This is a genomic window from Granulicella arctica, assembly GCF_025685605.1.
GTDB classification, from domain to species: Bacteria; Acidobacteriota; Terriglobia; order Terriglobales; family Acidobacteriaceae; genus Edaphobacter; species Edaphobacter arcticus.
On sequence record NZ_JAGTUT010000001.1, the window covers coordinates 3,893,863 to 3,914,211 of the forward strand.

The 20,349-nt window shown below is 59.4% G+C and carries 20 protein-coding genes; 6 read left to right on the forward strand and 14 right to left on the reverse strand.

The window, feature by feature from the left end; all coding sequences use genetic code 11:
* Positions 1-8: 8 nt before the first annotated feature.
* From OHL20_RS16655 to OHL20_RS16665, 3 genes are all read right to left on the reverse strand, one after another.
* A complete protein-coding gene (locus OHL20_RS16655; RefSeq protein WP_263384302.1) occupies positions 9-818 on the reverse strand; it encodes a response regulator in 810 nt (269 codons plus the stop codon).
* 98 nt (positions 819-916) lie between these two features.
* A complete protein-coding gene (lpxD, locus tag OHL20_RS16660) occupies positions 917-1,933 on the reverse strand; it encodes a UDP-3-O-(3-hydroxymyristoyl)glucosamine N-acyltransferase (RefSeq protein WP_263384303.1) in 1,017 nt (338 codons plus the stop codon).
* A gap of 9 nt (positions 1,934-1,942) precedes the next feature.
* Positions 1,943-2,491: a DUF6982 domain-containing protein gene (locus tag OHL20_RS16665; RefSeq protein ID WP_263384304.1), complete on the reverse strand. Its 549-nt coding sequence runs from the start codon at positions 2,489-2,491 to the stop codon at positions 1,943-1,945.
* Positions 2,492-2,699: 208 nt separating this feature from the next.
* On the opposite strand from OHL20_RS16665, the gene OHL20_RS16670 reads away from it, so the two are divergent.
* The 3 genes from OHL20_RS16670 to cynS are packed head-to-tail and all read left to right on the forward strand — an operon-like array spanning position 2,700 to position 5,748.
* Positions 2,700-4,595: a tRNA nucleotidyltransferase/poly(A) polymerase family protein gene (locus OHL20_RS16670; RefSeq protein WP_263384305.1), complete on the forward strand. Its 1,896-nt coding sequence runs from the start codon at positions 2,700-2,702 to the stop codon at positions 4,593-4,595.
* Positions 4,596-4,610: 15 nt separating this feature from the next.
* Positions 4,611-5,249 (forward strand): NADPH-dependent FMN reductase, encoded by a 639-nt coding sequence (locus tag OHL20_RS16675; protein ID WP_263384306.1) that lies wholly within the window; start codon positions 4,611-4,613, stop codon positions 5,247-5,249.
* Positions 5,250-5,298: 49 nt separating this feature from the next.
* Positions 5,299-5,748, forward strand: coding sequence for a cyanase (gene cynS / locus OHL20_RS16680; protein ID WP_263384307.1), 450 nt, complete (start codon positions 5,299-5,301; stop codon positions 5,746-5,748).
* A gap of 495 nt (positions 5,749-6,243) precedes the next feature.
* On the opposite strand, the gene OHL20_RS16685 is transcribed toward cynS, so the two are convergent.
* From OHL20_RS16685 to OHL20_RS16700, 4 genes are all read right to left on the reverse strand, one after another.
* Positions 6,244-6,807, reverse strand: coding sequence for a hypothetical protein (locus OHL20_RS16685; RefSeq protein ID WP_263384308.1), 564 nt, complete (start codon positions 6,805-6,807; stop codon positions 6,244-6,246).
* A gap of 321 nt (positions 6,808-7,128) precedes the next feature.
* Positions 7,129-7,914 (reverse strand): cytochrome c oxidase subunit 3, encoded by a 786-nt coding sequence (locus tag OHL20_RS16690; protein WP_263384309.1) that lies wholly within the window; start codon positions 7,912-7,914, stop codon positions 7,129-7,131.
* Positions 7,915-7,948: 34 nt separating this feature from the next.
* Positions 7,949-9,697, reverse strand: coding sequence for a cytochrome c oxidase subunit I (locus OHL20_RS16695; protein ID WP_263384310.1), 1,749 nt, complete (start codon positions 9,695-9,697; stop codon positions 7,949-7,951).
* The gene (locus tag OHL20_RS16700) at positions 9,694-10,449 is read right to left on the reverse strand and encodes a cupredoxin domain-containing protein (protein WP_263384311.1); all 756 of its coding nucleotides are present in this window, start codon (positions 10,447-10,449) and stop codon (positions 9,694-9,696) included. Before OHL20_RS16700 ends, OHL20_RS16695 begins: the two co-directional genes overlap by 4 nt.
* 82 nt (positions 10,450-10,531) lie before the next feature.
* On the opposite strand from OHL20_RS16700, the gene OHL20_RS16705 reads away from it, so the two are divergent.
* On the forward strand, positions 10,532-10,840 hold the full coding sequence (locus OHL20_RS16705) for a hypothetical protein (RefSeq protein ID WP_263384312.1): 309 nt from the start codon (positions 10,532-10,534) through the stop codon (positions 10,838-10,840).
* A 296-nt stretch (positions 10,841-11,136) separates the two neighbouring features.
* On the opposite strand, the gene OHL20_RS16710 is transcribed toward OHL20_RS16705, so the two are convergent.
* From OHL20_RS16710 to OHL20_RS16720, 3 genes are all read right to left on the reverse strand, one after another.
* Positions 11,137-11,499, reverse strand: coding sequence for a nuclear transport factor 2 family protein (locus tag OHL20_RS16710; protein ID WP_263384313.1), 363 nt, complete (start codon positions 11,497-11,499; stop codon positions 11,137-11,139).
* The gene (pdxT, locus tag OHL20_RS16715) at positions 11,496-12,089 is read right to left on the reverse strand and encodes a pyridoxal 5'-phosphate synthase glutaminase subunit PdxT (RefSeq protein ID WP_263384314.1); all 594 of its coding nucleotides are present in this window, start codon (positions 12,087-12,089) and stop codon (positions 11,496-11,498) included. Before pdxT ends, OHL20_RS16710 begins: the two co-directional genes overlap by 4 nt.
* Positions 12,090-12,386: 297 nt before the next feature.
* Positions 12,387-13,370, reverse strand: a complete 984-nt coding sequence (locus tag OHL20_RS16720) for an NADPH:quinone reductase (RefSeq protein ID WP_263384315.1) — start codon at positions 13,368-13,370, stop codon at positions 12,387-12,389.
* A 309-nt stretch (positions 13,371-13,679) separates the two neighbouring features.
* Here OHL20_RS16720 and OHL20_RS16725 point away from each other — a divergent pair, with 309 nt between their 5' ends.
* Complete coding sequence (locus tag OHL20_RS16725) at positions 13,680-14,291, forward strand: energy transducer TonB (protein WP_263384316.1); 612 nt, start codon at positions 13,680-13,682, stop codon at positions 14,289-14,291.
* A 191-nt stretch (positions 14,292-14,482) separates the two neighbouring features.
* Here OHL20_RS16725 and OHL20_RS16730 read toward each other — a convergent pair whose 3' ends face one another.
* Positions 14,483-15,172 (reverse strand): lipid-binding SYLF domain-containing protein, encoded by a 690-nt coding sequence (locus tag OHL20_RS16730; RefSeq protein ID WP_263384317.1) that lies wholly within the window; start codon positions 15,170-15,172, stop codon positions 14,483-14,485.
* Positions 15,173-15,360: 188 nt separating this feature from the next.
* A complete protein-coding gene (pdxS, locus tag OHL20_RS16735) occupies positions 15,361-16,326 on the reverse strand; it encodes a pyridoxal 5'-phosphate synthase lyase subunit PdxS (RefSeq protein ID WP_263384318.1) in 966 nt (321 codons plus the stop codon).
* Positions 16,327-16,530: 204 nt separating this feature from the next.
* On the opposite strand from pdxS, the gene OHL20_RS16740 reads away from it, so the two are divergent.
* Positions 16,531-17,247 carry a glycosyltransferase gene (locus OHL20_RS16740; RefSeq protein ID WP_263384319.1) on the forward strand — a complete coding sequence of 239 codons (717 nt, stop codon included), beginning with the start codon at positions 16,531-16,533 and terminating at the stop codon, positions 17,245-17,247.
* Here OHL20_RS16740 and OHL20_RS16745 read toward each other — a convergent pair.
* Positions 17,244-17,729: a PaaI family thioesterase gene (locus tag OHL20_RS16745; protein ID WP_263384320.1), complete on the reverse strand. Its 486-nt coding sequence runs from the start codon at positions 17,727-17,729 to the stop codon at positions 17,244-17,246. The two genes, OHL20_RS16740 and OHL20_RS16745, sit on opposite strands and share 4 nt — an antisense overlap.
* Positions 17,730-17,741: 12 nt before the next feature.
* Entirely contained in the window at positions 17,742-20,144 is a 2,403-nt protein-coding gene (locus OHL20_RS16750) for a RecQ family ATP-dependent DNA helicase (RefSeq protein ID WP_263384321.1), read from the reverse strand.
* Positions 20,145-20,349: the final 205 nt, after the last annotated feature.

Genomic DNA, 20,349 nt, shown 5'->3' on the forward strand with positions numbered 1-20,349 from the left:
AGGTGCAGCTAAGATTTGGGTGACCGCGGCGAGTCCAGGACGGTGGCCGAGAGCATCACGCCCGGCTCGCCATCGTGAAGGGCGATCGGGTAGGCAAGGACGCTCCAGGTTGCATCGGCGCTTGCGGGATGAGGGAAGTTGAGAAGGCCCTGTCGGGAGCCGTCTATGTACGTCTCGCGCCGCGCGACGACATCGAGAACGACCTTCTGCCAGTTGCGGAGGATATGACCCATCTCGGACTGGATGTTGCGGCCGGGGAACCAGTCTCGATGGCGGCCCAGATAGTCCGCTGCGGCTTCATTGCAGTAGACCCAGAGTCCTTGTGCGTCGAAGATCTGGACCAGAGCCTTGGCGCCGGACACGCGACAGATGCGGGAGTAAAAGAATTGACTGGGATCGACGAAGACAGGCGAACCGCGGCGTTTTGCGTCGAGCGATCTCAGAGCGCCGAGCAGATCTTCTGTGGAACTGTAGCCCTTCAGAAGATGTACATCTTCGACACCGCCGAAGTAATGATCGAGCGTGGCCGAAACGATGATGATCGGGATCTCGGGGTGCCTTTTTCTCAGAAGTGTGGCGACTTCACTTCCAAACTTTCCTGCACCAAGGTGGTAGTCGAGCACGGCAATATCTATCCTGTCGAATAGTTCAATGGCATCTTCGTAGGTCGAGGCGGGAATGCAGTCATAACCATGCTTGCGAAGGATGGTCGCTCGCAGCATCAGGTTTACGGCCTCATCATCGAGCAGAAGAAGCCGTAGCGGCATAGGGGCTGCAAGCTCAAGCTGATCGATCTGATCTGTCGGGTCAACGATCATGCCTATACCTCATTGCGTTCGAATCGGAATGGCAGTTCTGCGTTGTATATCCGATGATCTTGCGAAACAGGATAAGGCGTGGCTGGTGCTTCAGCAAGTTACATTTTGGAGCTATCAGGACTGCGGATAGCGCGAAGGAGTTCAGGTAAGCGGTTAAACAATGCTACAGATCGGAGCCACTTGCGATTGTCGACCGCAGGGTAGCCGCTGACGACCTTCCCGGGAGCGACATCGTTCGGGATGCCGCTTTGCGCGGTCGCGATGACGCCATCTCCGATGATGCAATGGCCGGCGACGCCGACCTGTCCCGCGAGAATGACGTTCTGCCCGATCGTGCTCGATCCGGCCAAGCCTACCTGCGCACAGAGCAGCGTGTTGCGGCCCACTGTAGAACCATGTCCGACCTGGACGAGGTTGTCGATCTTGGCCCCGGCCTGGATACGGGTCTCGCCGATGGAGGCTCGGTCGACACAGGCGTTTGCCTGGATTTCTACATTGTCTTCCAGGACTGCGTGGCCCGATTGCAGGATTTTGTACCAGGTGCCGTCGGCCTGCTTGGCAAAGCCGAAGCCGTCGGCACCGACAACCACGCCGTTCTGCAAGGTGACATGGTCACCTAAGCGACAATGCTCCCTGACGATTACGTGGGCATGCGCGAAGAAGTGGCTTCCTACGACAACATGCGGGTAGAGAACAACATGCGGGAGAAGGACTGCGTGGTCGCCCAGAACGACGTGGTCAGAGACGACAGCGTAGGGCCCTATGTGGACATCCTTGCCGATGCTTGCTGTGGGAGCGATGACCGCTGTCGGATGGATGCCGGGAGCGTACAGGGGCGGTGTGTAGAAGAGTTCAATGGCTCGAGCAAAGGCGAGGTAGGGATTCTTCAGGCGAAGTGTGGCGGCTGGGATCTCGGCGAAGCTGGGTTCTACCAGGATTGCAGTCGCACGCGTCGTGCGGGCCAGGGATGCATATTTGATGTTCGCGACGAAGGTGAGATGTCCGGCGCTGGCAGTCTCGATGCCGGAAATTCCTGTGATGACGGCAGCAGGGTCTCCGCGAAGCTCGGCACCGAGGTGATCCGCCAGCTCGGATAAGGTGAGGGAGGTAGTCATGCAGCGATTCTAGTTGGGGCGGGAGTTTCCGGGGAGTGTAGCGAAGAGGGTCTCCTGCAGGGTTGGTTCTTCGACGGAGGGTGTTGGCTTTTTGCGTGATGGAGTCGTAATGACCGCGAGAAGTTGCAGGTCTGTCATGGCAGACCGTGGAACGAAGATGCGCTGGGTGTTCGAGCGGGTGTCGGGTGGGGTGAGATAGAGTCCTGCGTCTTCGATCGTCGTGGACAGCAGAGTCAGGTCTGAGGCAGCGAGCCCTTCGAGCAGGTCGCCGGTGCGAAAGACGACACGCAGCCAAAGACCCTCTGTACGGGGACGGGCGAGGAAGGTGCGACGGAGGAGGCGCTCAGGGTTGATCGTATCCGTCAGGTTGAAGTCGCGAACATAGCTGATCATCTTAATGTCATGGAGAGACAGCGGAACGATCCGGCCGCTGAGGTTGAGCAGGTCGACCTGAACAAGCGAGCCCTCGGTGCGCACAAAGGCTCCAACCGGCAAGTAGCCCGGCAGAACGTCGCCGGCAAAGCGGCGCACGATTACTTTTTTCTGTGCGATGGACATAGATGATTTGTAAGGACAGCGTTAGATCGTTGTCGGTTCGATCGAGGTATTCTCCAGGCGCATCGTTAAAAGGCGTCAAAAAGTGGAAAGAAGCTGGCTACTATGTTACGCTTACATTTTGCGTTTCGTGTCTAAGATCTTTGTAAATTGTTGACTTGCAAGCGTTTAGGTGAACCCGGGAAGGTCCCGGTCTGGAGTGAATGCACGTATGGCCGATTACATTTATCTGCTCGAAAACCGTCTGTCCTCAGCCCAGCAGGCAGCAATCAAAGTAGTGCGTGAGATTGCGCGCTCACAGGGACTTACGGTGTTTCTGGTAGGTGGCGCAGTCCGCGACCTGACTAGTGGTTCTCCTGTTCGGGATCTGGATGTTGCGGTTCAGGGTAATGCCCTTAAGTTGAGGAAGCAGATCGAGTTAGCCGGTGGTCTGGTTACGGGTGAGGCGACCTCGGGCCAGTCTTTATTTGTGCGCTTTGCTGGCGGCGTCCGCATCGAGCTCGGTAGTACGCTCGCGGTGACATACCCGAAGCCAGGAAAACCCGTTTATGAAGCTTCGACGATCCTGGAAGACCTGCGCCGCAGGGATTTCACTGCGAACGCTATGGCGCTTTCGCTGAACGATGGTTCATATGGTCTTCTGATGGACCCGCTGAATGGCGTTGCGGACATTGAGAATCGTCAGCTACGGCTCGTTAGCAACTACGGCTTCATTGAAGATCCTATCCGGATGATTCGTGCAACACGGTTCGCAGCGCGCCTCGGCTGGATGATGGACGAAAAGACACAGGCTCGCTACGACGCCGGTAAAGAAGAGGGCTATATCTCTGCCCTCAGCGATTTTCCACGGGGTTATGAGACGGAGGAGATCTTCCACGAAGAAGATCCTTTGCGCATTCTTCGTAAGCTGGAGGAAGAGGGCTGGATGAAGCACCTGTTTCCAGCGCTCACGGTTGCCAAGGCAAATGCAGTTGAGTTGGATAAACTGCGCGATATCCAGACGCAACTTCAGGTCCGAGGCATCCATCCCGAGGCGGCTGCAGCTAACTTTCCTCTTGTAACGGCTAAGTTGTCGCCGAAGGAGATTGCGGATCTCAAGCACAGCTTCGTACGTCCGGGATTTGTGACCGAGATCGAATCGCTTGAGAACGAGGCCAAGGAATTTGCTACACAACTTCTTGGCAAAGGTGCAGCTTCACCTTCGCAGGCATGGAAGTTGCTCGTTGCTGCAAAGCCTGAGTCGGTTCTGTGGGTGGCTTACTCCTCAAAGAGTGGCGCTATCCAGGCCAAGCTGAAGAGCTTCTACACAGAATGGCCTTTGGCGCGTACCAAGATTCCGTACACCCTGATGCAGGAGATGCGCATTGTTCCTGATCTGCCGGTCTATGAGGAACTTGTAGAGAAGCTGTTCTTCGAATTAATGGACGGCAAGCTGGGTACGGTGGAGGAGATGAAGGCCTATCTCGAAAGCTACTCGCCACCTGCCCCCCCGCCGCCGGTGCATCTCCGCCGCCCCCGCACTGCCAAGAAAGACGCAAAGGCTGCAAAGGGTCGCAAGAAGGCTGCCGCCGATAGCGACGATGACGATGATCCGGAGGTGGTGCGGAATCTTTCCGGTGAGGATGATGACGACGGTATCGACGAGGACGATGTCGAGGCTGACGATACGGAGGCGAACGATGAAGATAAAGAGATCGTTCCTCCTGCAGTAAAGGCTGCTCCGCCGAAGGCAGTCGCCCCGGCGAAGAGTGTAGCGGCACCCGTTGAGGCGGCGCCCGCTCCAGTTGTCGCTCCTAAAACCGCTGCAAAGGCTGTTGCGGCCAAGACCGCACCGGTGAAGGTTGTGGCTACTCCTCCGGCAAAAGCGTCGGCATCGAAGGTCGTTGCGGTTCCTGCGAAGCACAGCGCCAAGCCAGTCCCTCCAGTAAAGAAGGTGGCGTCGAAGTCCCCTTCAAAGCAGGCTCCCAGCAAGCATGTCGTCGCTGCGAAGAAAGCGGTACCGGTCAAGGCCGTTCCGGCAAAGAAGGTCGCTGCCAAGGTTGTAGCGAAGAAGGCTGTGGCGAAAAAGGCTGCACCGGCGAAGAAGGCTGCACCAAAGAAGCGGTAGTCTCGGGGCAGGAGATTGTCGCAGGACCGCATCTCACTCCAAGAGGTGATGATGATGGTGGTTGCTGTTCTGCTGGGCTCTGTTCGCAGTGAGCGTTTGGGAGATCGGGTCGCCAAGTGGGCGATCAGTCAACTGGAGGCTCGCGGTCACGAGGTGGTGCTGGTTGATCCCTTCGCGCTGAAGCTCCCCCTGCTCGACAAGATGTGGAAGGAAATCGACGGGAAGCGTACGCCAACGCCTGACTCCCACCGGGACCTCTTTCACAAACTCGCGCCGCTGGCTGAACTGTACGCTCGGACGGATGGCTACTGCATCGTGAGTGCGGAATACAACCACAGCGCTCCGCCAGCGCTCGTTAACCTCATCGACCACTTTCTCGAAGAATATTTCTTTCGGCCGTCGGCCATCGTCTGCTATTCCGCAAGTCCGTTTGGTGGCGTACGCGCGGCGATGCAGCTTCGGGCGTTGCTGCCTGAGGTAGGGATGACTTCGATCCCGTCGTTGCAGCCTGTACCGTCGGCCGGGACTGCTTTGAGCGCGGACGGTGTGGCTTTGACGCAGGAGCTTGCTGAAAAGTCAGGTAAGTTCTTCGATGAGTTCGACTGGTATATGAAGGCGATGAAGGCGGCGCGGGTCGACGGCGTTCCGTACTGAGCTTGGCCGTGCAGGTACTCTCACGCTACAGTGGGTGCACGAGGTCCAAATGCTAAGTCGCGAAGACGTGTCCGCAAAGATATTGAGCCAGAAGGTAGCGCTTGGTCTTACTTGGAAGGGCGTTGCGGCGAAGTTGGGTGATAGCTCCCCGATTATCTACACGGCCGCTCTGCTGGGTCAGTCCGTGCTGACAATAGATGAGGCGAAGAAAGCAGCGGAGATCTTTGCACTGACGCCGGAAGAGGCGAAGTGGCTGACGACCTCTCCGGAGCGTGGCGCTGCGGCGCTGATGCCGCCGACTGAACCGTTGATCTACCGGTTCTACGAGCTGATACAGAACTACGGGATGACCTGGAAAGCACTGATCGAGGAGGAGTTTGGCGACGGTATTATGAGCGCCATTGACTTCAATATGTCTATTGAACGAGAGGCTGATCCGAAGGGCGACCGCGTGAAGATAGCGATGTCGGGCAAATTTCTGCCATTCAGGCGCTTCTGATTTCCTCGATCGCTACTTTACATCTAAGAAAAAAATTCTCGAGAATTGGAACGATTTATCGATATTTCACGGTAATGCGTAATTTTGAATCAATTGCGGTCGATTCTGCTAGCATCTCGTCAGGCGTATCAATGTGACGTGGCTGTTCCTCGCCAACTGATTTGCCACCTAGCAGTCATTCGGTGATTGACGTTAAAATCCTTGCCAACACTCGTAGCGGTTCGACGTTGTTGCAAGCGCAACCTTCCAGATTGGCAAGATTCTGGAGTCGCCTCTTCTCACGGTCTTACTCGCTGCGTGCAGAATGTAACGTCTGCGGCAGCCACAGATTGAAGTCGGAGATGGTTCACAATCTGGCTTATGGGTACTTCTGCACCCAGGATGAATTCCTCGAATATTGGGATCGAAATCAGTGGTGAACGAACTTTCGGCTTGTGTTCAACAAGACGCCTTCCTCACGGAAGGCGTCTTGCGCTGAGCGGCAGGTAGTCGTGACTATTCGGCTGCCACTTTCTGCTCCTGGTAGTGCTCAATGTGGTTATAAATCTCATCTGGAAACTTGAGATTGCGATAGAGGTTGCCGCAGTCTGGATCATCCGGGTTTGGGATGATCGGAAAGTCCTGCTGGGCTTGCCACTCGAGAATGCGGTCGCGTTTAGGCGGATTGTAATCGCGACCCTCAACCTGGCGGAGCATGACTTCGGCCGCGTCCTCCCCAAAGTCGCCATCCCGTGTAAGCCACGCAAGAACCTCCTCGTGCGGCATAAAGTGACGGGCGACCATAGCGAAGGTAAGTCGACCATAGTGTCCAATGTCCTTGCCGTCCGCTAGAGAATCAAGAAGATGAACCATCATCGAGTCTTTACGGAGTTCGGCTTCACCGCTGCCGTTCGCCGTCGCCGTGCCATGTTTCTCGTTGTGATCGGGGGCAGGCGTTTCATTGGCCTGGGCTTTCAGGCGGGCTAGTTCAGCCTCAGCCTCTCGGGCCCGGGCGGTCGCTCGCTCGATGGTTTGATCGGTGGGTACTTCCTTGTCGAGGACTACGGTTCGCTCGGTCATCTGCTCTCCTGTTTACGCTGTTTATTCGCTTTCTAGAAGGATGATGTTCGGGTCCAAGACGTTGCCCGGACGGTTTGGTGCTGTCTACCACTTCAAGTGTGAGAACGGGCTATGGAGATTTTCTGATGAGTAAGACTGCGCCGACGAAGAGAGATCCCGCAGTAACGACCATGAGGATGATGGCGTGCCGGTATGCGGCTTGCGTCTTGGGAGGGGTAGCGGCTGTATTATCGCGGCATTGGGTACAGCCCTGTCCATGACCTGGCGAAGGGTTGAACAGGAATACCAAGGTCGCAAGGAATAGAGTTCGCCAAACGGCTCTCATTGAAAGAAGGCGAGAAGGACGAAGAGGAAGATCCAGAACACACCCATTGAGTGCCAATACCATGCCGCGGAGTCTACGAAGATCTGGCGATTCTCCATCTGCTTGGAGCTGTAGAGACCAACAAGCGCGCCCACCAATGCGACGATGCCGAGGACGAGGTGCACTCCGTGAACGCCGGTGATCAGGAAGAAGAAATGGCTGCTCGGGTTGGAACCGAAAAAGACGTGTTGCCGGGCAAGCTGCCTCCAGGCGATCCACTGCCCGACCAGGAAGGCGAGGCCAAGCAGGACGGTTGCGGAGAGCCAGGGCATCGCATTCCGAGTGCTTGGCTTACCGAGGCCAAGCCACTCATCCATCACGTCGACCTCGCGGAACATGTGCCGGCGGGCGATCTCGATGGTGAAGGAGCTTAAGACGAGGACGGCAGTGTTGAGCCAAAGGATGGGAGGAATTGCGGTAGGCAGCCACTGATTAATGTAGTTGTTGTAGGCGTCGAAGTGGCCGGTATTCTGCGAGACGAAGAACGCGCTGACGATGGCGACGAAGAACATGAGATCGCCGGCGAGGGCGAAGAAGACTGCGAGGCGAAAACGGCTCAGGCGCTCACGAGGTCCGCGGCGACCCTGGGGACGATTGCTCCAGCCGTCGTTGTCGCCACCGCCACCGGTGCGCTTGTCGTTCTTGTCGTTCGGTGGACGACGACCACCATTGCCGCTGTCGTGATCGTCAACGCGCCGCTTCTTATCGTGTTCTGTCCCGATCGGGGTGATGATTGCGGGCATGGCAGGAGGCTCCGGGAGATGCCGTAGGGACAGATTACTCCGGTTTATCGCCGGGAGACCACTGGGTGAGGAAAGAAGTGTCGCCGTATGTGCATGGAGCATGATGGACGGCGATTGTTTCATTGGATGCGGATGGCGGGGCAAAGGGAGCGAGGTCCGGATGCCATTCAAGCGTAGTGGCCTGCCATGGGTTTTCCGGGGCATATTCTCCGCGACGAGTGCTGCGGATCAGGTTCCAGAGGAAGAGCATCTGAGCGCTTGCCAAGAAGATCGCACCGTAGGTGATGTGCTTCTGTAAAGGAATAGAGCCGGTCGCGAGAAGGTGTGCGGCAGCAGAACCGGGAATGCCGGTGAGTTGGGCGTAGTGGCGGGGTTCGCCAGCGAGGCCGGTGATGTGCATTGGGAGGAAGGTTGCGTAGGCTCCAAGAAAAGATCCCCAGAAGTGCCAGCGGCCGAGCGACTCTGACATGATGCGACCGGCTGGATTTTTGGACGAAGCGCTTAGGAGCGGAAACCAGTAGTAGGCTCCGGCGAAGAGGCCGAAGACTCCAGCCATCGCCATGATCAGGTGGAAATGGGCTACGACGAAGAAAGTGTTGTGCAGATATTGATCGAGAATAGGCTGGGCGAGGATTGGGCCGGTGAGGCCACCGGTAAGAAAGAGAGAAACGAAGCCCAGGGCGAAGAGCATGGGTGTTGTGAGTTGCGGGCGACTGCGCCAGATAGTGGCAAGCCAGCTCAGGACTTTGGCCGCGGCGGGTAGAGCGATGGCAATAGTCGAGATGGAGAAGGCTGTTCCGGCGAAGGGATTGAGGCCGGCGACGAACATGTGATGGCCCCAGACGAGAATGCCCAGGAAGCCGATGAGCAATGTCGTCAGGATCATTGTCCGGTAGGCGAAGACCCTGCGCCGGGAGAAGTTGGCGAGCAGCATTGAGGTCAGGCCCATTCCGGGGAGGATGGCGATGTAGACCTCGGGATGACCGAAGAACCAGAAGAGTTGAAGCCAGAGTAGCGGCGATCCGTTGCCGCCAGTGTGGAGCGTTCCGCTGACGAGGTCGCCGGCTGGAAGGAAGAAGCTGGTTCCGGCGTGGCGATCAGCGAAGAGCATGACGAGAGCGGCGAGCAGAACGGAGAAGGCGAGGATGCTGAGAAGGGCTGCGGTGAACCAGCCCCAGACGGTGAGCGGCAGGCGATCCCACGTCATGCCGTCGCAGCGGAGCTTGATGATAGTGACGAGCGTGTTAATGGAGGCGGCGGTGCTGGCGACGGCGAACAGCACGATGCTGGCGAGCCAGAGATCCATTCCGAGTGCCTGACCGGGACCGGCGGAAGCTACAGCGGAGAGTGGCGGATAGGCGGTCCAGCCGGAGATCGCTGCTCCACCTTGAACAAGGGTCGAGGAGAGCAGCGTGAGCAGCGCGATTGCTGTGAGCCAGAAGCTGGTCGCGTTGAGGCGCGGGAAGGCCATCGTGCGCGAACCAATCTGGGCAGGCAGGATGAGATTGCCGAAGCCGGACTGAGGCGCGGTGGTGAGGACGAAGAAGAGCATCATGGTGCCGTGAAGGGTGACGAGGGCAAGGTAATCCTCGGGGAGGATTGGGCCGTGTCCCGGCAGGATCAGGTCGGGCCAGACGAGATGGATGCGCATGAGAAGCGACATCGTGGTGCCGATGGCTACGGCTACGAGGGCGAGGATCAGGTATTGAAGGCCGATCACGTGGTGATCGGTCGAGAAGATGTAGCGGCGCAGGAAAGGCTTGCGAGCCGTGATGGTGTTCATCGCTGGACCTTCTCGTGAGTGGCTAGCCAGTCGGCGAAGGCTGCAGGGGTGAGCACGCTGAGGTTGGCATTCATGCGGTAATGGCCGGTTCCGCAGAGTTGCGTGCAGAGGATTGCGTAGGTTCCGGGTGTGACTGGGGTGAAGTGAATGTGGACGGTCTCTCCGGGGACGGCGTTTTGCTTGAGGCGCATCTCGGGGATGGCGAAGCCGTGGATGACATCCTGCGCGTGAAGGCGGAGGTCGACCTCGCGACCGGCTGGGAGGACGAGTTCGGAGGTGATGAAGTCGTCATGGCCATGCGAATCTGCTGGATCGATGCCGAGCGGATTGCCCTCCGCTGCCGAGATGAGTTGGGGCTGGATTGCTCCGAAGGTCGCGTCGACGCCGGGATAGCGGAAGTACCAGGCGAACTGCATTCCCGTGACTTCGATCTGGAGCGCTGCGGGATCGGCGCCTGTGTAGCGAGCGGCGGCCCAGAGGCGCTCAGCTTGTACGGTGAGGAAGATGAAGAGGAGTGCGAGGGCGGTGAGCGGGAGGTACTCAATCTGCCAGAGATGCTTTCGGTCGTCGCCATATGGATTGCCGCGACGGCTGCGAAGGAGGCCGATGAGGAGCAGGAGATGAGCGAGGGCGAAGAGGCCGAGAGCGATCCAGAGATTGCGGAAGAGATGCAGGTCGAGCGCTGGGCCGTGTGCGCTGGCGTCGGCGGGAAGCGGCCATGTGATTGTGAGCAGGCTTGCAAGCTGCGGCATGGCGAAGGGCTTCACAGGATCAGGATACTGCGTTCTCTTCCGGGGACTGCGACGATGCTAGGCTGATCTCAGGACAGGTTCGATGAGACTGAAGATTGCGGCAATTCGTTCGGGCACTGAGCCGGTGGGCAAACTGCCGGAGGGTGCGTTTCATCGGTGGCTGGATGAGCCGCTGAACTGCCCGAAGTGTGAGGCCAGTTACAACCTCGTGGTTGATTACGATCAGGCGGTGGGACGGTTCTTCGATGAAGAGTCACGGCGGCCGATCATGCTGCTGAAGAAGGCCGTATTCATGGGTCACGGTAACGATCATCGGGTGACGCACTTTGAGACAGAGGGCGTGGTTGTGAAGAGCTTTACGGTTCCTCACGAGCAGATCGCGAAGAGTTAGGCTCTCGGCGGCGCGTTGGCCTGGCCAAAGATGACGACATTTCCGTCCGGAGTGCGGATGGTGATTTCGCGCTGGCCAACGCTGATCGGTGGGGCCTTTTACGTCGTCTTGCGGTAAGGTGCCGAGCTTCGGTTTGAGTTCGACGTAGAGCCGATCTACATCGCGGACGTCAATGTAGTAACAACGGTGTTGCTTTCGGGGTGTGCCGCCTGCATTCCCCTCTGCTGCAGGAGGCGGATGCCTGCGGTTTCGCGGTGGAGATAGGCGTAGTCGGATTCATGGACGAGTGCTGTCGATCAGATTCGCGTGCCTTGGTGGAAGAGCATTTGCCAGCGATTGTTGCGGAAGATCCAGAGAGAGCTTCGTAGCGCGGCGACTGAAGCTGTGTCGGTGCTTCTTATGGAGCGATAGGTGAGCAGCGCAACCTCGGATGTGATGAGCTGACAGCCGAAGTCGGTGAGGCTGATCTGCCGCGGTGATTCTGCGGCCAGCTCTTCGATGATCTGCTGCTTCGTGTAGATGCGGCCTGAGCTACCGAACTCGCGGAAGTCGTCGGCAAGAAGCGCGGCAACGGCTTCGGAGTTGCTGCGTGTTGCTGGATCGAGTAGCTGCTCTTCGAGGAAGCGGAGAAGGACTTCGAGGTCTTCGGCTCGGTTCATCGTGGTTGTTGGGCGACCATGTCGAGGAAGAGTTGATGCACGCGCGTGTCGGCGGAGAGTTCCGGGTGAAAGGTGGCAGCGAGCAGATGGCCTTGACGGACGAGGGTGGCGAAGCCGTCGCGGTTGGCGAGAGTTTCAACGTTGGCGCCGGTTCGCGTGATTCTTGGAGCACGGATGTAAACCATTTCGAGTGGTCCGCCAGGAATCTCGGTCTGGACGTCGAGGATGGTGGAGTCATTCTGGCGACCGTAGGCGTTTCGCTCGACCGTGATGTCGAGGGCGCAGAGGGACCGCTGCGCGGGATGTTCAACGTGCGTGGCGAGGAGGATTGCACCGGCGCAGGTGCCGAAGGTCGGTTTTTCCTTGACGAAGGTTGCGAGGGTGTCGAAGAAGCTGCCGCGCTCGAGGAATTTGAGCATGGTGGTTGATTCGCCGCCAGGCATGATGAGGCCGTCGAGATCAGCGAGATCTTCTGGGTTGCGAACGAGGCGGACGGTTGCGCCAAGGGAGGTTAGAGCTTTGGCGTGAGCATCGAAGGCGCCTTGGAGAGCGAGGACGCCGATGGTTGGGGGAGTCGTCGAGCTATGCATGGTCGTAAGTACCCCCCTCCCATCCTGTGGGCTTATGTTGTTGATAGCAGGCTGCTTACGTGGTACCTAATTTGCAAAGTATTGCAAACAAATGACTTGGAGGTAAAGTCTTCAAAGCAGGTGGGTTAGGTTATGAATGTGAGGAACGAATTCGATGCGTCGCCCGCCTTCCAGTATAGAGGATCGGCACACCAGGGATCACGTTGTCGAGTCTCTTGCCGAGAGCAGGGTGTGTTTCATAGACTCTGCCTAAAGTCAGCAGGCGGGTAGCTGGTCAGTCATGCGGCGACGAAGCCGTTACCTTGACGTGTCGACAAGGATCTTTGCATACGCGCCGGACTCGACGCGTTCATGAGCCTTCGCAATCTCCGTTAAAGGAAAGACTTCAACCAGCGGATGTTGCAGTGCACCTCGTTGCAATAGAGGGGTGAGGACGTCGATGGCGGTCTTCCGCACGAGAATGGGCAGGTTATAGACGATGAAGAAGTGCAGATTGGCGGAGTTCACAATCATGGGTCTGAAGGGAAGCTCGATCACGGCGGCACCCGATCCGTAGATGACGACATTACCGCCGAACTTCAGCAGTTCTCCATAGTTGCTGGCATTTGCTGCTGCGTCCACTTCAATGATGACGTCCACGCCTTTGCCGTCCGTGATCTCACGCACCGCAGCGACCACATCCTGCTCACTCCGATTGATGACCTGCTCGGCTCCGAGCCGGGAGGCGAGTTGGCATCGTTCTGTGCTACTCGCGACACCGATGACTCTCCCGCCCGAGAGCGCGGCAAGTTGCGTTGCATAGCTACCCACTGCGCCGGTCGCCCCGTAGACAAGAACTGTCTTCCCGAGAAGGCCGCCGCAGGTGTGGACCGCGTACCAGGCTGTCAGGAGAGGAATACCAAGGGAGGCACCTGTCTCCATCGAAAGGGTTTCAGGGAGAGGCGCGACCTGGTTCTCCGGCAGGGCGATCAGTTCGGCCGCGGTACCGAACGGGCGCTTCCACTGCCCGTTAATTGTCCAGACTCGCTGTCCGACCAATTGCGCCGAAACCCCTTGCCCGACTGCTTCGATGGTGCCAGCGCCATCGCTGTGGGGAATGACGCGAGGGAACTCCATCGCAGGATTTGAGCTGCCCGAACGTGATTTGACGTCGGACGGATTTACGCCCGAACGTGCGATGCGTACCAGGACTTCGCCAGCTTGCGGGACAGGATCAGGCTGCTCACCGACGATGAGAACGTCGCGGGCAGGGCCTTTTGTGGAGTAGTAGGCAGCTTTCATAACAATCAGTCTCCAAGCTAGTCAATAAAAGTAGCAACTCATAACGATGCTTCATGCTACGGCTGTCGAGAGCCGTGAGCTTCTTAAGCTCGCTGTCCAACCACTTCGTGAGGCTGTTTGAGGGTGGATCACGCTTCGAAACACCCTTCCGCACGATATGCAGACTCGCATATGTGATGTGCAGTAACAGGAAACGATCTTCCCAAGATGCCAGGGGGAAGGAATGAGCAGCCGGTTCGTGGGTCAATTCGTCTTACAGGAAGGCAGGCGTGTGGCTGTATGCTGGCGGCAGGGCACAGGAGACGACCGATGCGATCTTACGACCGTTCCAAGTGGGTGAGGGTGTCCTTTTCCGTGACGCTTCACCTAGTGATTCTTGCGGCGCTGGTGCATACGCGGAAGATGTGGGTCGCACCGATGCTGATGCCGGGTGATGCGCATGGGTCGCGGATGGTGCTGACATATCTGCCGGGGCAGGGTGCTGTTTCGGGGCAGATGCCGGTGAAGGCTGCGGTGACTAAGGTTGCGCCGAAGACTGCGCTCGATAAGGCTCCGCTGCCGGCTAAGACCCAGGTTGCCGCTGCTGCTGTGGTCTCGCCGCCGAGTGCGCACCCGAATGGGGTTTCAGGGGATGACGCGTTTGGGAGTGGAAACGTGAATATTGCCTTGGTGCGGAGTTTCCCTACGCCGAAGCCGGATTTATCGCGGTTGCCCCGGGGAACTGTTGGGGATGTGGTCGTGGATATCGTGATCGATGCGGATGGAAAAGTTTCAAGCCTGACGACTACCAAGGGACTGGGCTTTGGGGTGGACGAGGTTGTGGTGGCTACGGTGCAGCAATGGGTATTTCAGCCGGCTACGAAGGATGGAAAGCCTGTTGCCAGTGAGCAGGAATTGCACTTCCATTATGAGCGGGCGTAACGCCCACACGCGGGCAAGGAAGTAAGGCTTAGCACAGACCGGTGCGGACGACACGGATCGTGCAGAGGCAGGTTCCCTACGGGAATGACAGAGAGCAAGGAAACTGCCAGTGTTTTCGAATGAAGAGCGGGGCAACAGAAAAGCGCCAACACGTTGAGTGTTGGCGCTTTTTTGGCTGGTCTGATTATTGACTAGCGATTGCGGCCAACGCGGAACATTTCGGAGACGGTCTTCACGAAGTGACGGGAGGAGAGTGGAGTTGGAACGCCCCCGGTGAGGATGGTTTCAAAGGGAATGTCCTTGCCATAGTAAGCGCGGGTGTCGTCCTGGTTCTGGTTGACCACGTCTCCAGTGAGGTCGACGCCGGCGAAGAGACCTTTGCTGCGGGAGTATGAGAGAAGCTCAGCGTTGGCGAGGACAGAGGTGGCAGCCTGGGAGTTGCGGCCTACGGGACCGGCAGCAGCGGCGACATCGCCTCCAAGCTTGACTTTATCCTTGAGCAGACGCTGGAAGCCGTTGTGGTTGGTGGCAATGAGGACGAGGTCGGTGGACTGACCACCTGCCTGGAAGCCGAAACTTGCGCCGGTCATCTGGATGAAGACGGGCGCCGACCAGCCGTGGCCGGTGCGGCAGGTGAGGAGACCCTGGCCGTACTGAGCGCCTACTAGAAAGGCTCCCTTTTTGAAGCCGGGAACGACGGCGACGCAGGTTGCTTTCGATGCAATCTCTAAAGGAATGCCCTTATCGGGCGTGGCCATCAGCTCATGGAGGACGGCGTGTGCGGCAGTGATGCGATCCGTGAGCTTCTGGGTGTCGGCTGCGGTGGCGGCGACTGTGAGAGCGGTCGACAGGCATACTGCGTGGATGAGTTTCTTAAACATCGGCATCTTCCTTATTGCCTGGATTTAGTATCGTGGCAATTCGTGTGATGCGATGGAATGCCGATGAGTTGTGGGTAAATGGTGAAGAACAAAGAGGCTTAACACCGATCAAAGCGGACTACACCGATCAATTTGCTACTTGATTGATGTCGTCCGCTTTGGTGGAGATGAGTTTTCTTGCTGTTGCGTTACCAGCCTCGAGTCTGCATGAGGTTCTTTTCTTCGATGGCTGCTGCGGCGAGACCCTTCATGGAACCGGTAACAGCTTCGGCGGCTTCGGCGAGAATCTTCGGATCGTTGAAGTGAGCAGTGGCGAGGACGATGGCCTTGGCGCGGGAGACGGCTTCGGCACGGTCGGCGGTATTGTGCTCGATATCGAGCGGGGTCGCGCCCTCCTTCATGAAGATGCCGGAGCCGACGAAGACAGTCTCGGCGCCAAGCTGCATCATGAGGGCTGCGTCAGCCGGGGTGGCTATGCCGCCAGCGGAGAAGTTGGGAACAGGGAGCTTTCCAGCCTTGGCGACCATGCGGACGAGTTCGTAGGGTGCGCCGTGTACCTTGGCGGCGTTGTAGAGTTCTTCGTCACCAAGCACGGTGAGGGCGCGGATCTCGCGGACGATCTGACGCATGTGCTGGACGGCGTGGACAACGTCGCCCGTACCGGGCTCACCCTTGGTGCGGATCATAGCTGCACCTTCGGCGATGCGGCGGAGCGCTTCGCCGAGGTTGCGGGCTCCGCAGACGAAGGGGGTGGTGAAGGCGTGCTTGTCGATGTGGTAGACCTCATCGGCAGGGGTGAGGACCTCGGACTCGTCGATGAAGTCGACGCCGAGTTGCTGCAGGATCTGGGCTTCGGCAAAGTGTCCGATGCGGGCCTTGGCCATCACGGGGATGGAGGAGGCGGCCATGATCTCCTTGATGAGCTTGGGGCTGGCCATGCGGGCGACGCCGCCTTCGGCACGGATCATGGCGGGGACGCGCTCGAGCGCCATGACAGCGATGGCTCCGGCTTCTTCGGAGATGCGGGCCTGCTCGACATTCATGACGTCCATGATGACGCCGCCTTTGAGCATTTCGGCGAGACCGACCTTGAGGCGTAAGCCTGTGGGTGAGGTGCCGTAGTTACCGTTGCCGTTTGAGGTGGGGTCAGCCATGGATTCTCCTTCGCGCTGGGGCGGGGTTGGTGTTTTTGGGCTCCGCGTGATCTCCAAGGATAGCAGTTTTGTTGAGGATTAATGCAGGAGGTTCGCGGGCGCGGATGTTTGCTGAAATTTCACCTGCGGTTTATTCACGATGCGGGCTGGAAGGGCCAAGCTATCGCTTAGCGGCACAGGTCTGAGGTAGTTCGGGAGATGCGGATGACGGCTGAACTAACGATAGTGATTCCTGCGAAGAACGAGGCGGAGATGCTGCCGAAGCTGCTGCGGTCGCTGTGCCGGCAGGACTATCCCCTGATGCGGGAGACGCAGGTGCTCGTCGCGGATGCGGGCTCGACGGATGGGACAGTCGAGCTGGCGCTGGGGTTTGGGGATCGGTTGGCGATTGAGGTGGTTGCTGGCGGGCTGCCTTCCGTGGGCCGGAACGTCGGGGCACGGCTGGCAACAACGAAATATGTGCTGTTTCTGGATGCGGATGTGGAGCTGAGTGAGCCGACGCTGCTGCGGCGGGCGATGGGGGCAATGCGGCGACGGGATCTGCATCTCGCGACGACAAACATTGCATGCAGGCATGGTGGCTTCTTCGACGATGCGCTGTATATGGGGAACAACCTGATGCAGCGGATCGGGTCGCAGCTGAAGCCGTTCGCTACGGGGATGTTCATGCTGTTCGAGCGCGAGGCGTTCTGGCGGCTGGGCGGGTTCAACGAGCGGGCGCTGTTTGCTGAAGACTATTTGCTGTCGAAGGGTGTGGCGCGGGATCGTTTTCGGATCGTCAAGGGGAAGGTGCTGACGACCAACAGGCGGTTCCAGAAGCTGGGACATGGGCGGATGGTGTTCATGTTCTTCCAGACGATGGCGCATAGCTGGGATGACGACTATTTCTTTCGGGATCGCGGGTATTGGGGGGCGGGCTAAGCTTTGATGTGGCTGGGGTCGATGGCGATGAAGAGGCCGGTGGCCTGGGCGAGGATGGTGCCCTCGGCGTTGGCGAGTTCGGCGTGGTGGTAGAGCTTGCGACCTTCGCGGCGGAGGTGGCGGCTGGTGACGGTTAGGGGCTGGTTGAGGGGTGACGGGCGGAGGTAATCGACCTGCATGTTGCGGGTCATGGCGAGAACGTTGAGCGGGCGGTTCAGCTTGCTCATGGCCTCGTCGAGGAGCGTGGCGATGATGCCGCCGTGGATGTGACCGGGCGGGCCTTCGTGGAGGCGGGTGAGGTTGACTGGCGCGGTGGCGGTTACTGCCTCGTAGTCGATTGCGAACTTCAGGTGAAGGCCCTGCGGGTTGGTGAGGCCGCAGCCGAAGCAGTTGGTGGCACGCTCGTCGAGGGTGGCATCGCCGTGATCGGTGAGCGTGTCCATTGCAGGTGGGAGATGGCGGGCTTCTTCGGGAATCGACATTGAGGTGCCTCCTTATTCGTTCAGGACTGCAAGGATGGCTGGGCCGAAGCGGTCGATCTTTTCCATGCCTATGCCGGGGATCTTCTGGAGTTGGGGGAGGGTGCGTGGGTGTTCGACGACGAGGCTGCGTAGGGTCGAGGCGCTGAGAACGAAGAACTGGGGGAGGCCCATCTTTTCGGATTCGGACTTGCGCCAGTCGCGGAGGCGCTGGTCGATGGCCTGCTGGGTGGGGGTGAGGGCTTCGGGCTCGGGTTGTGGGGCTCGGGTTCGGGTGAAGGTTTCGGGTTTTGTGGGAGCGGCGGTGGTGGTGCGGGCTGAATGCGGGGGTCTCTCCACTTCGCGTTGCTCTGGTCGAGATGACGGGGGTTTGGGGGCGGGTCTGGAGGACGAGGTGCGGGTGAGGGCGAGGATTTCGGCTCCGTAGCGGTCGCATTTTTCGGGGCCTATGCCGTTGATGCGGAGGAGGTCGGTGAGGGTCTGGGGCTGGGCTTCGACGATGTTGTGGAGGACGGCGTCGCCGAAGATGATGAAGGCGGGTTTGCCGGTCTTGGCGGCCTCGGCTTTGCGCCAGTCGCGGAGGCTGGTGTCGAGGGATCTCTGCGTGGGCGTGTAGGCGGCGGTGGTTTGTTCACGCTCGGCCTTGAGACTGGTTTTGGAGGGGCGTGCGCCGGCGGAGGTGCTCTTGCGGCTGGTCGACGGCGCGGCGGAGGTGCTATCGCGGAGGAGGGCGGCAAGGGCGTCGCCGCTGGCTTCGACGAGGGTGCCTTCGTGGGTGAGCGAGGCCTTGCGGTACGGGATGACCTCGCCTGCGGGGTTGGTGAAGGTCTCCTGGGTGAGTTGGAGGAGGCCGGCGCGGGCGAGGGCGTCTAAATACTGGTCAAACTGCCTGCGGTCGGGGCCAAGGGCGAGGTCGGTGTGGAGCTTGCCGGTCGAGCGCGAGATGCCGCCGGAGAGGGTGCGGAGGATGGTGCGGAGGTGGCGTTCTTCCTGCGGGCTGGGCTCGCGGAAGGGCTGGGCGGTGGCTCCTTCGGGGCTGCAGAAGTCGCAGTGGCCGCAGGGTTTGAGACCGTCGGCGGTGTCGCCAAAGTGCTGGATGAGGGCGGTCATGCGGCACTGGGATGACTCGGCATAGGCGACCATGCGGTCGATCTGAGCGCGGCGGAAGGCGAGTTGGGCGTCGTAGCCGGACTTCCATGTCGTGTTGCCGGTCGAGCGGACGTTGCCCTCGATGTCGAAGGCTGCGGCACCTTGTGCGGCGAGCTTTTCGGCGGCTTTGTCGAAGGTGGCGGCATCCATCTTGAGGCGCTGCCGGAGCATGTCGGGCATGGTGTAGTCGGGGGTGAGGACGGCGGCTACGCGGGCGAGCTCGGTGGCTGCGGGGTAGTCGCGCTCGAGGAAGAAGTCGTGCATCTTGCGGTCGGCGAAGGAATGGAGGAGAACGGTTCTGCTTGGCTGACCATCTCGACCGGCACGCCCGATCTCCTGGTAGTAGGCCTCGACGGAGGCGGGGAGCGCGATGTGGACTACAGTGCGGACGTCGGCCTTGTCGATGCCCATGCCGAAGGCGATCGTGGCTACGACTACTTCGACCTTGCCTGACTGGAAGCCGCTCTGAACGCGCTCGCGGACGCTGGCTTCGAGGCCTGCGTGGTATGCAGCGGCTTTGCCTCCTAGCATCGAGGCCAGCTCTTCGGCGGATTTGCGCGAGGGAGCGTAGACGATGGCGGGGCGGTTTTCCTGCTTTGTGAGCAACTTGGTTACAAACTCGGTGCGGCGCGGTTTCGACATCTCGACGACCTCGATGTGGAGGTTGTCGCGACGGAAGCCGTGGATGAAGAGTTCGGGCACGTCGAGTTGAAGCTGGGCGACGATGTCGCGCTGGACTGCGGGTGTGGCGGTGGCCGTAAGGGCGATGATGGGGGCGGGTCGGAGCATCGGGAGATGTTCGCCGAGGGTGCGGTAGTCGGGGCGGAAATCGTGTCCCCAGGCGGAGATGCAGTGGGCTTCGTCGATGGCAATGAGGGCCGGCTTCTTCTTGGCAAGCATCTGCGGAAAACCAGGGACGCGCATCCGTTCGGGAGCGATGAAGAGGAACTGGAGGGTGCCGTCGAGGTAGTCGCGGCAGGCCTCACGGGCTTGTTCGCGAGAGAGGCCGGAGTGGATGCGGGCGACGCGGAGGCCGAGGGCGGAGAGCTTGGCTGCCTGATCGTCCATGAGGGCGATGAGCGGGGAGATGACGAGCGCGGTGCCTCCGCGGGCGATGGCGGGGAGCTGGTAGCAGAGGGACTTTCCGGCGCCTGTGGGCATGACGAGGAGGACGTCGCGACCGTTGGTGGCGGCGCGGCAGACGGCCTCCTGGTTGGCGCGGAAGGCGGGGAAGCCGAAGGTCTGGTGGAGGAGGGTCTCGAGGGTCATGCCGCTGGTACAGTTTCGCATGTTCTTCGTGTTGGAGGTGAGTGGCGAGATCGGGACAAACGCGGGTTCGCTGCGGGATAGATAGAACTACGACAAGGACAACCGCAGGTCTTTCGACTTCGCTCAGACATGACAGGTCTTGGGGAGTGGAAGAGGAGGAGCGATCTCGCGCAGTTCGGAGCCGTTAGACTTTAGGGATGAAGTT

What these genes read in the sequence shown, in the direction of transcription:
- OHL20_RS16745 (WP_263384320.1), bottom strand. Translation starts at nt 17,729, where the DNA reads ATGTCGATTCCCGAAGAAGCCCGCCATCTCCCACCTGCAATGGACACG.
- OHL20_RS16705 (WP_263384312.1), top strand. Translation starts at nt 10,532, where the DNA reads ATGAGACTGAAGATTGCGGCAATTCGTTCGGGCACTGAGCCGGTGGGC.
- pdxS (WP_263384318.1), bottom strand. Translation starts at nt 16,326, where the DNA reads ATGGCTGACCCCACCTCAAACGGCAACGGTAACTACGGCACCTCACCC.
- OHL20_RS16720 (WP_263384315.1), bottom strand. Translation starts at nt 13,370, where the DNA reads ATGAAAGCTGCCTACTACTCCACAAAAGGCCCTGCCCGCGACGTTCTC.
- OHL20_RS16685 (WP_263384308.1), bottom strand. Translation starts at nt 6,807, where the DNA reads ATGACCGAGCGAACCGTAGTCCTCGACAAGGAAGTACCCACCGATCAA.
- OHL20_RS16655 (WP_263384302.1), bottom strand. Translation starts at nt 818, where the DNA reads ATGATCGTTGACCCGACAGATCAGATCGATCAGCTTGAGCTTGCAGCC.
- OHL20_RS16730 (WP_263384317.1), bottom strand. Translation starts at nt 15,172, where the DNA reads ATGTTTAAGAAACTCATCCACGCAGTATGCCTGTCGACCGCTCTCACA.
- pdxT (WP_263384314.1), bottom strand. Translation starts at nt 12,089, where the DNA reads ATGCATAGCTCGACGACTCCCCCAACCATCGGCGTCCTCGCTCTCCAA.
- OHL20_RS16690 (WP_263384309.1), bottom strand. Translation starts at nt 7,914, where the DNA reads ATGCCCGCAATCATCACCCCGATCGGGACAGAACACGATAAGAAGCGG.
- OHL20_RS16710 (WP_263384313.1), bottom strand. Translation starts at nt 11,499, where the DNA reads ATGAACCGAGCCGAAGACCTCGAAGTCCTTCTCCGCTTCCTCGAAGAG.
- lpxD (WP_263384303.1), bottom strand. Translation starts at nt 1,933, where the DNA reads ATGACTACCTCCCTCACCTTATCCGAGCTGGCGGATCACCTCGGTGCC.
- OHL20_RS16700 (WP_263384311.1), bottom strand. Translation starts at nt 10,449, where the DNA reads ATGCCGCAGCTTGCAAGCCTGCTCACAATCACATGGCCGCTTCCCGCC.
- OHL20_RS16725 (WP_263384316.1), top strand. Translation starts at nt 13,680, where the DNA reads ATGCGATCTTACGACCGTTCCAAGTGGGTGAGGGTGTCCTTTTCCGTG.
- OHL20_RS16665 (WP_263384304.1), bottom strand. Translation starts at nt 2,491, where the DNA reads ATGTCCATCGCACAGAAAAAAGTAATCGTGCGCCGCTTTGCCGGCGAC.
- OHL20_RS16740 (WP_263384319.1), top strand. Translation starts at nt 16,531, where the DNA reads ATGACGGCTGAACTAACGATAGTGATTCCTGCGAAGAACGAGGCGGAG.
- OHL20_RS16695 (WP_263384310.1), bottom strand. Translation starts at nt 9,697, where the DNA reads ATGAACACCATCACGGCTCGCAAGCCTTTCCTGCGCCGCTACATCTTC.
- cynS (WP_263384307.1), top strand. Translation starts at nt 5,299, where the DNA reads ATGCTAAGTCGCGAAGACGTGTCCGCAAAGATATTGAGCCAGAAGGTA.
- OHL20_RS16750 (WP_263384321.1), bottom strand. Translation starts at nt 20,144, where the DNA reads ATGACCCTCGAGACCCTCCTCCACCAGACCTTCGGCTTCCCCGCCTTC.
- OHL20_RS16670 (WP_263384305.1), top strand. Translation starts at nt 2,700, where the DNA reads ATGGCCGATTACATTTATCTGCTCGAAAACCGTCTGTCCTCAGCCCAG.